At 64.9% G+C, this 13,632-nt stretch carries 11 protein-coding genes and 1 pseudogene; 7 read left to right on the top strand and 5 right to left on the bottom strand.

The genetic code is table 11. The annotated features are described in order from the left end of the window. Positions 1–4: 4 nt before the first annotated feature. Positions 5–1,678 (top strand): gamma-glutamyltransferase, encoded by a 1,674-nt coding sequence (ggt, locus tag ACWPW0_RS01535; RefSeq protein ID WP_454254218.1) that lies wholly within the window; start codon positions 5–7, stop codon positions 1,676–1,678. Between the two features lie 17 nt (positions 1,679–1,695). Here the strand turns inward: ggt and ACWPW0_RS01530 are convergent, their stop codons facing one another. The 5 genes from ACWPW0_RS01530 to ACWPW0_RS01510 form a co-directional block, all read right to left on the bottom strand. Then, positions 1,696–3,531, bottom strand: coding sequence for a Na/Pi cotransporter family protein (locus ACWPW0_RS01530; RefSeq protein ID WP_447588332.1), 1,836 nt, complete (start codon positions 3,529–3,531; stop codon positions 1,696–1,698). 82 nt (positions 3,532–3,613) lie between these two features. Further along, positions 3,614–3,958, bottom strand: coding sequence for a multidrug transporter (locus ACWPW0_RS01525; RefSeq protein ID WP_454254217.1), 345 nt, complete (start codon positions 3,956–3,958; stop codon positions 3,614–3,616). A gap of 83 nt (positions 3,959–4,041) precedes the next feature. Further along, on the bottom strand, positions 4,042–4,620 hold the full coding sequence (locus tag ACWPW0_RS01520) for a lysophospholipid acyltransferase family protein (protein WP_454254216.1): 579 nt from the start codon (positions 4,618–4,620) through the stop codon (positions 4,042–4,044). A gap of 49 nt (positions 4,621–4,669) precedes the next feature. After that, positions 4,670–5,482 carry a bifunctional DNA-formamidopyrimidine glycosylase/DNA-(apurinic or apyrimidinic site) lyase gene (gene mutM, locus ACWPW0_RS01515; protein WP_454254215.1) on the bottom strand — a complete coding sequence of 271 codons (813 nt, stop codon included), beginning with the start codon at positions 5,480–5,482 and terminating at the stop codon, positions 4,670–4,672. A 374-nt stretch (positions 5,483–5,856) separates the two neighbouring features. Further along, positions 5,857–6,669: an HDOD domain-containing protein gene (locus tag ACWPW0_RS01510; protein ID WP_454256682.1), complete on the bottom strand. Its 813-nt coding sequence runs from the start codon at positions 6,667–6,669 to the stop codon at positions 5,857–5,859. 191 nt (positions 6,670–6,860) lie between these two features. On the opposite strand from ACWPW0_RS01510, the gene ACWPW0_RS01505 reads away from it, so the two are divergent. From ACWPW0_RS01505 to ACWPW0_RS01480, 6 genes and pseudogenes are all read left to right on the top strand, one after another. Next, positions 6,861–7,400, top strand: coding sequence for a type 1 glutamine amidotransferase domain-containing protein (locus ACWPW0_RS01505; protein ID WP_447588325.1), 540 nt, complete (start codon positions 6,861–6,863; stop codon positions 7,398–7,400). A 70-nt stretch (positions 7,401–7,470) separates the two neighbouring features. Next, on the top strand, positions 7,471–8,664 hold the full coding sequence (locus ACWPW0_RS01500) for a class I SAM-dependent rRNA methyltransferase (protein ID WP_447588323.1): 1,194 nt from the start codon (positions 7,471–7,473) through the stop codon (positions 8,662–8,664). Positions 8,665–8,936: 272 nt separating this feature from the next. Then, positions 8,937–10,742, top strand: coding sequence for a PAS domain S-box protein (locus ACWPW0_RS01495; protein ID WP_447588322.1), 1,806 nt, complete (start codon positions 8,937–8,939; stop codon positions 10,740–10,742). A gap of 318 nt (positions 10,743–11,060) precedes the next feature. Continuing rightward, the gene (locus ACWPW0_RS01490; protein ID WP_447588320.1) at positions 11,061–11,690 is read left to right on the top strand and encodes a response regulator; all 630 of its coding nucleotides are present in this window, start codon (positions 11,061–11,063) and stop codon (positions 11,688–11,690) included. A gap of 947 nt (positions 11,691–12,637) precedes the next feature. Beyond that, a pseudogene (locus ACWPW0_RS01485) lies at positions 12,638–13,246 on the top strand (methyl-accepting chemotaxis protein); the annotation flags it as partial. Positions 13,247–13,254: 8 nt separating this feature from the next. Continuing rightward, on the top strand, positions 13,255–13,623 hold the full coding sequence (locus ACWPW0_RS01480; RefSeq protein ID WP_447588318.1) for a response regulator: 369 nt from the start codon (positions 13,255–13,257) through the stop codon (positions 13,621–13,623). The last annotated feature ends 9 nt before the right edge of the window (positions 13,624–13,632 follow it).

Below are 13,632 nucleotides of genomic sequence, written 5' to 3'. Positions count from 1 at the left end.
GCCTATGAGCCTGCTACCTCGACTGTTCGTTTCCCTGCTGCTGGCCTGTGCGCTGGCGGTGCAGGCCAGCCCGCGTCCGGAGCAGGCAGCAGTGGCCACGGCCCACCCGGCGGCCACGGTCGCCGGCCTGGAAACCCTGGCCCTGGGCGGCAATGCCTTCGATGCGGCGGTCGCCATCAGCGCCGCGCTGGCGGTGGTCGAGCCCTACGGCTCCGGGCTCGGCGGGGGTGGTTTCTTCCTGCTGCGCCAATCAGGCGAACCCACGACCTACCGTTTTCTCGATGCCCGGGAACGCGCGCCACTGGCCGCCACTGCCGAGATGTACCGGCGCAACGGCCAGGTGCAGCGCGAGCTCTCGCTCGATGGCGCCCTGGCTGCCGGTATTCCCGGCCTGCCTGCCGCCCTCGTGCTCCTGGCCGAACGCTACGGCAAGCTACCGTTGCGCGACTCGCTGGCACCGGCCATCCGCCTGGCCTGCGACGGTGTGTCGATCGACCGCCTCTACCGCGAGCGCGCGGCGTTCCGTCTCAAGGCATTGCTCAAGGACAGGGAAAGCGCCCGGCTGTTTCTCGACCAGGGCAAGGTACCGGAAGAACTGGGCCTGCTGCGTCAGCCAGAGCTGGCCGTCACCCTCGAACGCCTGGCGCGGGATGGGCATGCCGGCTTCTATGCGGGCGAAACGGCCCGGCAACTGATCCGGGGCGTAAACGCCGCCGGCGGTATCTGGAGCGAGCGTGATCTTGCCGAGTACCGCGTGGTGGAGCGCCAGCCCCTGCGCGTTGCGCTCGCCGATGGCCGCGAGCTGATCAGCGCGCCGCCGCCCTCTGCCGGCGGCGTCGCCCTGGCGCAGAGCCTGGCCATGCTGCAGGACCTGCCCTGGCAGCAGGCCGAGCCGCTCCAGCGCAGCCACTATGTGATCGAGGCACTACGCCGCGCCTACCGCGATCGCGGCCTGCTTGGCGACCCGGACCACGTGCGCAATCCCCTGGAGCGGCTGCTCAGCGACAGCTACCTGCGCAACCAGGCACGCAGCATCGACCCACAGCGAGCGACACCCAGCGCCAGCCTGCCACCGGCAGCACCTTGGCGCGAAGGCGACCACACCACCCACTTCACCGTGCTCGACCGGGACGGCAATGCCGTGGCCGCCACCCTGTCGATCAACCTGCCGTTTGGCGCGGCCTTCACCGTGCCCGGCACCGGCGTCCTGCTGAACAACGAGATGGACGACTTCGCCGCCGACCTGCAGGGCAGCAACGTCTACGGCCTCAGCGGCGCACCGGCCAATGCCATCGCCGGCGGCAAGCGCCCGCTGTCGAGCATGAGCCCGACCTTTATCGAAAGCACGGATGAGTTCGCCAGCTTCGGCACGCCGGGCGGCAGCCGTATTCCGAGCGTGATCCTGCTGGCCATCCTCGACTACCTGGACGGCGAGCCGGTGGCGCAGTGGCCGACAACGCCGCGCTATCACCACCAGTACCTGCCGGACGTGGTCGAGCACGAACAGGCGGCCTTCAGCACCGAACAGATTGCCCAGCTACAGGCACGCGGCTATGTGCTGAAACCCGTCAAACACGGTTATGGCAACCAGCAGGTGCTGCTGTGGCACAAGGACAAGGGCAGCGTCGAAGCGGCTAGCGATCCGCGCGGGATAGGCCTTTCCACCACCACCCCCTGATCCCGAGCCACCTCGGATCACTCGAGCACGATCAGGTTCTCATCCTCGGCGCCCAGGCGCCGCAACTCGCGGAACGACTCCTGCTCCTCGCCGATCAACAGCACGTTGCGCAGGCTCTGGAAGATGCGGCTGGCATAGCCCAGGTCGTTCATCAGCGAGCTGGTCTGCAGGCCGTCGAGCTGGCCACTGCGAATCGCCGCGAACAACTGCGTGCGGAACGACTCGTCGAAGCTTGCCGCCTTGTCGTCCAGCCAGCGCAGGTAGCCTGCCCAGGCTTCGTCCGGCAGATCGGAGCGCGCAAGGCCCTGCAGGTCGTGCAGCACGCCCAGCAGATGGCGACGCAGCTCGACATAGGCCGTACGCGGCGCCGAAGGCGGACCGCTCAGGTAGATGCCGAGGTTCTTCTGCAAGTGCTTGGCATCCTTGACCGCGTCGACCAATTGCAACGCCGCCAACTGGCAGCTCGCCCAGAACTGGCGGTGCTCCTCGTCCAGCGGGACTTCCAGACGGCCCATGAAGCTCAGCAGGTCGCCATAGACACCCTTGATGTGTCGCTGGTAAAGCGCTTCGGCGTTCAGGTGATGGCGATCCGGCGCTGCCTGCAAGGTGCTCTCGTCCACCTGTGCCTTGCCCAGTTGGTCGACCGGCAGGTACAGCGCATGGCAGATCACCTCCAGGCTCAGCCGCCCCAGGTGGCGCAGCTCGCGAATCACCGCACTGGCAGCGGCGTCCGCCGAATCGAGGGCGCGGTCGTTGAGGTAGCGCGCCTGGGTACGCGGCGGCTCGAGAAGGCTGCTGTCCAGCTCGGTGATCAGCACCGCCGGCTCCTCGCGATCAGGCAGCCAGCGGCTGAGCAACTGCGCGAGGCGCGCCTGCCAGGGCCAGAACAACAGCACACCCTGGGCATTGAATAGGGTATGGAACAGCGCCAGCTGGATCAGGCTGTTATCACCCAGCCCCACCGCCGCCGTCAGCCACTGCACCAGCCAGGTCAACGGCAGCAGCAGGGCGAACGCCAGCACCCCGCTGGTCACGTTGAACAGCACATGCGCCAGGGCCAGGCGCTGGCCGCTGCGGTTGCCGCCCAGCGAGCCGACGAAGGCCGTGGTGACGCTGCTGCCGATGTTCGAGCCGATGGCGATGGCCAGGCTCTGCTCCAGCCCCAGCTGCCCGCCAGCCAGCGCGGCCAGGGTCAGCATCAGCGTGGCGTGGCTGGACTGCAGCACCACCGTGACCAGCAGGCCGATGCCGGTGAACAGCAAGGCACCGAGCAGACCGTGCTCCTGGCCACTGAGCATGTCCAGGCTGTCACCGAAGCTGGAGAACCCCACCTTGATCTGATCGATGCCGAGGAAGATGAAGGCAATGCCCAGCACGATACGCCCGGCTGCCTTGCTGCGCGGGCCGATGAAGCCGGCCAGCACGCCGAACACCAGCAGCGGCAAGGCCAGGGGCGCCAGGCTCAGGTTCTGCCCGGCCAGGGCCAGCAGCCAGATGCCGCTGGTCGCACCCAGGTTGGCGCCGAAGAGAATGGCGATGCCACCCGCCAGCTGGATCAAGCCGCTGCTGATGAAGGCGATGGTCAGCAAGGACACCAGCGTGCTGGACTGCAACACCAGGGTGCCGCAGACGCCGAACATCAGCCCCTTGAACGGCGTCGCGGTGCTGCGCGCCAGCAGCTGTTCGAGCTTGCTCCCAGCCAGTTGACGCAAGCCCTCTTCCAGGCATTGCATGCCGAACAGGAACAAGCCCAAACCGGCGCACAGCTGCAACCAGCCCTCGCTGAACCAGAACGAGCACGCCAGGGCGATGGCGACCAGCAACAGTAGAACGCGTTGTGAATAGGCCTTCACGGCGAAAATCCTTGTACCGACGCCAGAATGCAAGCGGCCCCTTGTCCAGCAGGACAAGGGGCCGCGTCAGGCTGCGAGACGATCAGTCGCGCTTGTAACCGCTCTCGGTGCAACCCAGGCAGCGCACGAAGGCTGCCTTGCCAGGCTCGACCACCAGCGCTTTGCCGGCTTCGCCGATGTTGCCGCCGCCTGCGCTGAACGGCAGGGTGATCACGAACAGGCCGGCGCCAACCACGGTGGCGGCGATCAGCAGCGGACGGGCGATGAGCAGGTCACCCACCATGGCGTAGGCTTTAGGCGCCTCCACAGTGTAAGTCGGGTCACCGCTGATGTTCTGCTGTTCCTGCTCGATTCCCGCCTGAACCGGCAGTGCGAACAAGCCAGTGGTCAGAGCCAACACGGCGGCGAGGGTGCGAAACAGAGTCATGGCGGCGATCCTTCATTATGGTTTTGTGCAGAGCGATGCGACTAACTATAACAGCGCTTTTGTAAAAGTCAGCGTGATCGCCGTCAACCGCCGTGGAACGCGTACTGCGGTTTCTTCGGCTCATAGGGGCGGAAATACGCCAGCAGCGCCTCAAGGTCGGCCGCCATGTCGCCAGTCGGGTAAAAGGGCGGGCCGATCACCACACGCCGATTCCGGTAATCCAGTGCACCCGGCACGATTGGCACGCCCGCGCCCAGAGCGATGTGATAGAAGCCCATGCGCCAGCGCTCGACCTTCTTGCGCGTGCCCTCCGGGGAGAGCACCAGGACGAATTCGCGGTGCTCGTTGAAACGCTGGATGGCCTGGTCCACCACGTTCAGCCTCAGGTGGCGCTGGATCGGGATGCCGCCCATGCGTCGCAACAACCCGGCGAAGGGCCAGATGAAGATGCTGTGCTTGCCGAACCAGCGTGCGTTCAGGCGCAGCACGAAGGTCAGGGCAATGAAGATCACGAAGTCCCAGTTAGAGGTGTGGTGCGCGCCGATGACCACGAACTTGTCCAGCGCCGGCATCTTGCCCTCGATCCGCCAGCCCAGCAGTTTCAACGCACTACGCCCCAGCCACTCCACGAACGGATTGGCTGGCAGATAATTGCCTGACATTGGTTTTCCTGTTGCGTGTTCTTGTTGTTATTCGGTCTGGCTAGTCGAATCAGCGCTGACAGCTCGGGCAGTACACACTCGCCCGCTGCCCCAGCTTGACCTCACGTAGCGTGCTGCCGCAGGCCTTGCAGAATTCGCCGCCCCGGCCATAGACGAACAGTTCCTGCTGGAAGTAACCCGGCTGGCCGTCGCCGCCGACGAAGTCGCGCAGGGTGGTGCCGCCGCGTTCGATGGCATGCGCGAGGATGCGCTTGATCTCACCGGCCAGCCGCACATAGCGTGCCCGTGAAACCGTTCCCGCTTCGCGCCGTGGATCGATACCCGCGGCGAACAGGACCTCGCTGGCGTAGATGTTGCCAACCCCGACCACCACCGCGTTATCCATGATGAACGGCTTGATCGCCATCGAACGGCCACGCGACAGCTGATACAGGCGCTCACCGTCGAACAGGTCGGTCAGCGGCTCTGGCCCCAGGCGCACCAGCAGCTCGTGGTTGAGCGGGTCCTGGCTCCACAGCAGCGCGCCGAACCGGCGAGGGTCGGTGTAGCGCAGGGCCAGGCCCGACTCCAGTTCGATATCCACGTGTTCATGCTTGGCCGCGGGCAGCCCGCACTCGACCAGACGCAGGTTGCCGGACATGCCGAGGTGGCCGATCAACGTGCCGCTTTCGGCGTTCATCAACAGGTACTTGGCTCGGCGCTCGACACCGACGATGCGCTGCCCGGACAGGCGGATATCGAGGTCTTCGGGGATCGGCCAGCGCAAGCGCCGCTCACGCACGATCACACGGCTGACACGCTGTCCTTCGAGATAGGGCGCGATCCCTCGCCGGGTGGTTTCGACTTCTGGCAATTCAGGCATGGCAGCACGCGACGACAGGATTCAGGGGGCGCCACCTTAGCAGGAGCCGGCACGCGGGTTAAGAACCCGCCCGGCACTTTCATGGCCGCACGTCAGACCGCGAGTGACGACCAGGGGTTGTTGTCGTTTCGGCATGGATGGCCGAGTCGAGGCAGGAGCAGCGGTCTTCACAGTGGATGCGAGATCTGTGGGAACGTGCGAGCGAGCACCTACCAATAAAGTCCGCAACGGTCTAAAGAGACCCGTCTCAAGGGCTGGGACTTTAAATATATCCCCTTCATATTCAATCGGTTAAAGCCAAAACCCCCAGCGTGCACCAGGCGCCCCACCGGGCACTCAGGCACCCACGATGCGCACCGCCCGCGACACCCTGATCAGTACGCGCCCAGGTCGTGGATGGTGTCACGCAGGGTCTTGAAGTCGTACTCGGACAGGCCGACGTATTCCAGCACCAGTTGCTCGATGCTGTCCCACTCATGGTCGCGATCCTGGTTGCCCAGTACCCGGTAGCAGCCGCAGATGTGCTCGGCCATCTTCAAAATGGCCAGCAGGTTCTTCAGCGGCACATCCCGCGAGGAGTCTTCGCTGAAGATCGCCAAGGCGTTGTGGTGGCTGGCGATGATTTCGCACAGGTGCTTGGGCAGGTTCCACGACTTGGCGGTGTAGTAGCCGACCACCGCGTGGTTGGTGTTGAGCAGGCGGTTCTCCGTGTCCACCACCCGGCGTTCGGCATTGGCGCCGTAGTAGGCCTCTTCGAGCACCGTCATGTAGTCGGGGAAGCGCTTGAGCATCAGCGGGATGCCGCAGTTGTGGAACAGCCCCAGGGTGTAGGCCTCGTCCACTGCCTCGCAGCCGATGCGCTTGGCCAGGGTCAGGCAGGTCATCGCCACATCCTGGGCGGAATCCCAGAAGCGGTTGAGGGTGACGATGGTATCGTCGCTCATCTCGCCCTTGATCGACAGCGCGTTGATCATGTTGATCACCGACCGGCTGCCGAGCAGGTTCACCGCCCGCTGGATCGAGCTGACCTTGTTGGCCAGGCCGAAATACGGCGAGTTGACGATCTTCAGCAGCGCGCCGGACAGGCCGGGGTCCTGGCTGATCAGCTTGGCGATGACCTTCAGGTCCGGATTGGGCATGAACTGCTCCATCTGCAGATCAACCATGATCTGCGGCTGAGGCGGCACGCTGATGCCCTGCAGCACCTGCTGGATCTGTTCGGAAGTGAGTTCTTGAGCCATGACGGAATGCGATATGAGGTGGCGGATGCCAGAGTCTAACCCGAGACATTGGCTTCGGCAGGCAAACTTTTGCCTGACCTTTTCCCCCACTCCCCGGTCGGACCTTGAACACGGGTTCCGATAAGAGGAGGTTCAGCATGTCCCACTCACTGCAAGGCAAACGTGTCGCGCTACTGGTCACCGACGGCTTCGAACAGATCGAGTTGACCGGGCCCAAGGAAGCCCTGGAAAAGGCTGGCGCAGAGGTTCATATCGCGTCCGCCAAAAGCGGCAAGGTACGTGGCTGGCACCACAACGATCCGGCGGACCACTTCACCGTCGACAAGACCTTCGAGCAACTGGATATCGACCAATACGACGCCGTGGTCCTGCCCGGCGGCGTGATCAACTCCGATACCATCCGCCTCAATGAGGTGGCCCAGGCCCTGGTCAAGGGCGCCGCCCGCGCCAACAAGACCATCGCGGTGATCTGCCATGGTGGCTGGCTGCTGATTTCGGCTGACCTGGTCAAAGGCAAGATGCTGACCAGTTGGCCCTCGCTGACCGACGACCTGAAGAACGCCGGAGCAACCTGGGTGGATCAGGAAGTGGTCGTCGACGGCCACCTGATCAGCAGCCGCAAGCCGGATGACATCCCGGCCTTCAACGCCAAGCTGATCGCCGCCCTGGCCGCGTGACATCCGCCGAGCCGCCATCGATACGCAGGCTGCTTGGGCTATAATCGCGCTCTTTTTCCGGAGCGTTCCCATGTCCCTGCCCAGCCTGCGCCTCAAAGCCAATGCCGATCGCCGTTTGCGCGCAGGCCACCTGTGGGTCTACAGCAACGAAATCGACGTGGCCGCCACACCGCTGGCCGGGTTTGCCGCAGGCGACCAGGCGATTCTCGAAGCCGCCGGTGGCAAACCGCTGGGCGTGGTAACGCTGAGCCCGAACAACCTGATCTGCGCGCGCCTGATCTCGCGCGACACCAAGCACCAGCTCGACAAATCGCTGCTGGTGCACCGCATCAATGTCGCCCTCAGCCTGCGCGAGCGCCTGTTCGACAAACCCTTCTATCGCCTGGTCTACGGCGATTCCGACCTGCTCCCCGGCCTGGTGGTCGACCGTTTCGGCGACATCCTCGTGGTGCAGCTCGCCTCGCCGGCCATGGAGCGCAATAAGGACGCCGTGCTCGAAGCCCTGGTGCAAGTGCTCAAGCCCACCGGCGTGCTGTGGAAGAACGACTCCAGCGCCCGTGATGCCGAAGGCCTGGAACGCTACGTCGATACCGCCTTTGGCGTCGTCCCGGAATGGGTAGCCCTGGAAGAGAACGGGGTGAAGTTCGAAGCGCCGGTATTCGCCGGCCAGAAGACCGGCTGGTTCTATGACCACCGCATGAACCGCGCCCGCCTGGCGCCCTATGCCAAGGGCAAGCGCGTGCTCGACCTGTTCAGCTACATCGGCGGCTGGGGCGTGCAGGCTGCCGCATTCGGCGCCAGCGAAGTGTTCTGCGTCGATGCTTCATCCTTCGCCCTCGACGGCGTCGAGCGCAACGCCGCCCTCAATGGCGTGGCGGAAAAGGTCACCTGCGTCGAAGGCGATGCCTTCGAGGCACTCAAGGAACTCAAGGCCGCCGAAGAGCGCTTCGACGTGGTCATCGTCGACCCACCCGCCTTCATCAAGCGCAAGAAAGACCTGAAGAACGGCGAGGCCGCCTACCGCCGCCTCAACGAGCAAGCCATGCGCCTGCTCGGCAAGGACGGCATCCTGGTCAGCGCGTCGTGCTCCATGCACCTGCCCGAAGACGACCTGCAGAACATCCTGCTGTCCACCGCCCGCCACCTGGACCGCAACATCCAGCTACTCGAGCGCGGCGCTCAAGGCCCTGATCATCCGGTGCACCCGGCCATTGCCGAGACCCGCTACATCAAGAGCCTGACCTGCCGGATTCTGCCGAGCTGACAGCCCTCCTGCGTCGTGCCTGCGGGCGCGACGCCGTTCCGTCCAGCCTCACCGATACCTGCCATGGTCCGAGCCTTCCATGGATTACCGCCAACGTCCCATCACCACCCGCCCCCCACCAGGACGCTACCCCAAGCCTCCCGACGCTCCCTGATCGCGCCGAATCCGGCACACGGCACAGCGAGCCCCGCCCTTCGTCACATGCTGCCGCAAGGGGCGACACCGCCCCAATTCGCGCCAGAGCAGGCGCCACGGCAAACAAGGACCGCACCATGGTCGACCTGGAACAGGCCACCGATTACCTGCATCTCGCGTTCAATGCCCTGCCCCACGGCATGGCCCTGGTCACCGCCGAAGGTCGCTGGCTGCGCCTCAACCCTGCCGCCTGCCACCTATTCGGCTACGACGAAAAACAACTGCGTGCGATGCGTTACCAGGCCCTGCTGCACCCGGATGATCCCAGCCTGGAATACGAGATCGTCAGCCTGCAACGCAGTCAGCAACGGCAACGTCAGGTCGACCGGCGCTACCGCCACCATGGCGGCCACTACATCCTCGCCCGGCAGACCCTGACCCATGTGCCCCACGACCCGCCGTTCTACATCCTGCAGTGGAGCCCGCTGGAACCGCTGGAAGGCAACAATGCCCTGCTCGACCTGCTCAACAACCTGCTGGGACACTTGCGCGAAAGCCTGTTCCTGATCGACGACCAGGGGCGTCTGCGCTACGTCAACGATGTCGCCTGCCGACGCCTCGGCTATGAACGCGAGCACCTGCTGCGCCTGTCGATGCGTGACATCGACGCCCGCTGGGCCCCCATCCGCCCACCTCCAACCAGCCCGACCAAGGGCTGCCATCGGCACCACCTCGAATTCGACAGCCTGCACCGCCACCGCGACGGCCTTCTGTTTCCCGTGACCGTGGATGGCAGCCTGCTGCACTACGCCGGCAGCTGCTACCAGATGGTCCTGGCCTACGACCTGCGCGAATGCCTGAGCGTCGAGCAGGCGCTGCTCGCCAAGCAGCGCAAGTACCGCACCCTGCTCGACAGCAGCATCGATGGCATTGCCCGCATCGGCCTCGACAGCCGCGTGCTCTACCTCAACCCGAGCATGGAGGATTTTCTTGGCCACCCGCGCGACGCCTTGCTGGGCCAATACGTGCATGACTTCATGCCGCCGTCCGAATTGCGGGAACGCTTCGACGCCCTGTTCGCCCGCATCCGCAGCAACGGCAACCCGGTGGAGGAGGAGTTCTCCCTGCGTGGCGAACCCCATACCTGCTACCTGCTGCGCCTGATCGCCGAGCACGATGCGCAGGGCAAGGTCATCAGCATCCTGCTGCTGGCGCGCAACCTGTCGAGCATTCGCCCCAGCCAACGCAGCCTGGACGAAACCCGCCAGCAACTGCGGCAGCTCTACTCGCGGCGGGAGAACGTCCGCGAAGAAGAACGCAAAGCCGTGGCCCGGGAAATCCATGACGAGCTGGGCCAGCAGCTCACCGCCCTGCGCATGGGCATCGGCCTGCTCGGCATCCGCTTCGGCAAGCAGCACGAAGACCTGCAACGCCAGGTCGAGTGGTTGATGTCACGGGTGGATGCGACCATCCAGGCCGTGCGCGATGTCGCCGCCAACCTGCGCCCCCCCGTGCTCGACATGGGCCTGCCCGCCGCCCTCGACTGGCTGGCCAGCGAGTTCAGCCGGCGCAGCGGCGTGCCCTGCCGCCTCGACCTGCCGCAAGGTCACGGCGGCTTCGATGACAGTGTCGCCACTGCCGCCTTTCGCATCGCCCAGGAGTCGTTGACCAATGTCAGCCGGCACGCCGACGCCAGCCTGGTCAGCCTGACCCTGGAGGCGCTTGACGAGCGCACCTGGCAGCTGGAAATCAACGATGACGGCAAGGGTTTCATCCCCCACGAGCTGCCACCCAACACCCTCGGCCTGGCCGGCATTCGCGAACGCAGCCTGATGCTCGGCGGCAGCGTGGCGATCTTCAGCCAGCCTGGCCAGGGCACCACCGTGCGCGCAATCATCCCCACGGCCGCACGCCTCCCCCATGAACCGGAGCCAAACCGATAACGTCACAATCGGCGCCTTACGCAGCCGAATCGACACCAGCCTCTATCAGGATTTCCCTACCCCCACCCTTTCCATCCCTAGCCCGCAATCAGCAAAGCCCGATGGCCAGACTCGGGCAATCGCTACATGATCCCGGCCAACTCCGATGAATCGATACCACCCAAACAGGTCAGCACGTACCGCCCACCGCATGCCCTCTACGGGTTCGTCACGGCGCGCCGGCCACTCGTCAGCGTTCGAATCCCGCGCCAGTGACGCGCCCGTCGTGGCCACCCGGCGCGGCACATACGGGCGGCACCATTTCGCGAGAAAGATCCCATGATCCGCATACTCATCGCCGACGATCACGCCATCATGCGCGAGGGGCTCAAGCACGTCCTGCATCAGGCCGACGACTTCGAAGTGGTGGGCGAGGCGGACAATGGCGTCTCACTGATGCAGCTCATGCGCAGCCTGGAAATCGACCTGCTGCTGCTCGACATGAACATGCCCGGCCTGCATGGCGAAACCCTGATCACCCGCCTGCACGCCAAGTACCCGCACCTGCCGATCCTGGTGCTGAGCATGCACAACGAGCCGCAGATCGCCCAACGCGCCCTGCGCGCCGGCGCCAGCGGCTACCTGACCAAGGACCGCGGCCCGGACATACTGCTGACCGCCGTGCGCCGGGTCAGCGCGGGCGAGCGTTACCTGGATGACCAACTGGCCCTGAAGATCGCCCTGCACAGCAGCGGCCTCAAGCAGTACCAGCACCTGGACCACCTCTCCAATCGCGAATTCCAGATCATGCGCCTGCTCGCCAGCGGGCACAGCGTCAACGAGATCGCAGCGCAACTGATGATCAGCAACAAGACCGTCAGCACCCACAAGGCTCACCTCATGGAGAAGATGGGCTTCGATAACAATGCCGACCTGATCCGCTACTCCATCCTCAACGGCTTCGACTAGCCTCGACATGGCTGGCCAGGTCCAGGCCATTGCGGGTATTCGACTGTGGCGTTTCATGACGTTTCGATTGGTGGGCTGAAGCCCACCCTACAAAACCGCTACCCCGAGTAGGGTGGGCTTCAGCCCACCAGCAGCGGTGTACGCCATTGCCTCAACGGGGCACGTGAAGCGCTCGACGGGCAATACATTCCCTCTGACTCAATGCGTTAAAGCCAGGCATCAACAGGCCCTAGGGATATCCCTAGCCCACCCGGAACCACCCTAGGCAAAAATCATCCAGGCCTGATGGTTCGCAAGTCGTACTAGCCACATGATGGCACCCCGCCATCGACCCACGACTCCACACGCCAAGGACCGGGGTCTCCACAGCCATGGAGTCCGCATTCGTGAGCGCAGTTGATCCCTATTCCGGCCCGGCGACACGCTGGTCGCTGGCCTTGATCATTTCCTCGCTGCTAGCCGCTGCCACCCTGGTCTGGGGAACCGCCTGGCCAGAGCCGCTGCGCCTGCTGCTGGCCATCGCCCTGCTCGCCAGCCTGGTCGGCAGTACGCTGGCGCAGCGCCGGCAACGGCTGCACCACCAGGCGTTCACCCCCGAGGTCATCTACACACCTGCCCCCGACGCGCATATCGACAGCCTCTGCCAGCAGGTGCTGCCCGTGTGGTCCAGCCAGATCGAAGCGGCACGCGAGCATAGCGAGAGCGAAGTCACCCGCCTCAGCGAACGCTTCGCCCAGCTCGCCGGGCGCATCCAGGACAGCCTGCAACACAACCACGAACGCGATGCCGGCAAGCGCCTGGTCGCCCTGCTGGTGACCAGCGAACACGAGCTCGACACCATCGTCGTCGCCCTGCGCGCCGCGCTCGCCAACAAGAAGCTGTTGCTCGGCGAAGTGCAACACCTGGCGACCTTCACCGAACACCTGCACGAGATGGCGCAGAACGTCGGCGACATCGCCAAGCAGACCAACCTGCTCGCCCTCAACGCCGCCATCGAAGCCGCCCGTGCCGGTGAGAGTGGCCGGGGTTTCGCCGTGGTCGCCGATGAAGTGCGCAAGCTCTCCAGCCTCTCCGGGCAGACCGGCCAGCGCATCAGCGAAACCGTGGCCACGGTCAACGCCGCCATCGCCCGCACCCTGGAAACCTCGCGCGACTCGGCGCAGCAGGACGGCAAGGCGCTGGACAACGCCAGCCAGGTGATCCGCCAGGTGATCGCCCACTTCAACCGCAATGCCAGTGAGATCGTCGGTAACAACGAACACATGCACAGCCAGAGCGAAGCGGTCGGCCAGGAGATCAGCGAAGTGCTGATGGCCCTGCAGTTCCAGGACCGTGTCAGCCAGATGCTCAGCCACGTGCGCGGCGACCTCGACAAGCTGCACCAGCACCTCGGCGACCGGCAGATCGCCCTGGCCGCCGACCAGATGCCGCCGGTGCTCGATGCCGAGACCTGGCTCGACGAGCTGGCACGCACCTACACCATGCCCGAACAGCACGCGCTGCATCAGGGCAAACGGCCGCTGGCCAGCACCGAATCCGACATCACCTTCTTCTGAGGTTCGCCATGAGCAAAACCGTTCTCGTCGTCGACGACTCCGCCTCCATCCGCCAGGTGGTCAGCATCACCCTCAAGGGCGCCGGCTATGACGTGCTCGAAGGCGTCGATGGCCGCGATGCCCTGAGCAAGCTGGATGGGCGCAAGGTGCACCTGATCATCAGCGACGTGAACATGCCGAACATGGACGGCATCGCCTTCGTCAAGGCGGCCAAGCAACTGCCGGCCTACAAGTTCACGCCGATCATCATGCTCACCACCGAAGCCGGCGACGCCAAGAAACAGGAAGGCCAGGCCGCCGGGGCCAAGGCCTGGATGGTCAAGCCGTTCCAGCCGGCGCAGATGCTCAACGCCGTCTCCAAACTGATCCTGCCCTGAGGAATCCGG

It is taken from the genome of Pseudomonas sp. Marseille-Q8238 (assembly GCF_965111915.1).
This window is presented reverse-complemented; position numbering and strand designations above follow the sequence as displayed.

Coding starts and splice junctions, on each gene's coding strand:
- ACWPW0_RS01505 (WP_447588325.1), top strand. CDS start 6,861: ATGTCCCACTCACTGCAAGGCAAACGTGTCGCGCTACTGGTCACCGAC.
- ACWPW0_RS01495 (WP_447588322.1), top strand. CDS start 8,937: ATGGTCGACCTGGAACAGGCCACCGATTACCTGCATCTCGCGTTCAAT.
- ACWPW0_RS01520 (WP_454254216.1), bottom strand. CDS start 4,620: ATGTCAGGCAATTATCTGCCAGCCAATCCGTTCGTGGAGTGGCTGGGG.
- ACWPW0_RS01490 (WP_447588320.1), top strand. CDS start 11,061: ATGATCCGCATACTCATCGCCGACGATCACGCCATCATGCGCGAGGGG.
- mutM (WP_454254215.1), bottom strand. CDS start 5,482: ATGCCTGAATTGCCAGAAGTCGAAACCACCCGGCGAGGGATCGCGCCC.
- ACWPW0_RS01500 (WP_447588323.1), top strand. CDS start 7,471: ATGTCCCTGCCCAGCCTGCGCCTCAAAGCCAATGCCGATCGCCGTTTG.
- ggt (WP_454254218.1), top strand. CDS start 5: ATGAGCCTGCTACCTCGACTGTTCGTTTCCCTGCTGCTGGCCTGTGCG.
- ACWPW0_RS01525 (WP_454254217.1), bottom strand. CDS start 3,958: ATGACTCTGTTTCGCACCCTCGCCGCCGTGTTGGCTCTGACCACTGGC.
- ACWPW0_RS01480 (WP_447588318.1), top strand. CDS start 13,255: ATGAGCAAAACCGTTCTCGTCGTCGACGACTCCGCCTCCATCCGCCAG.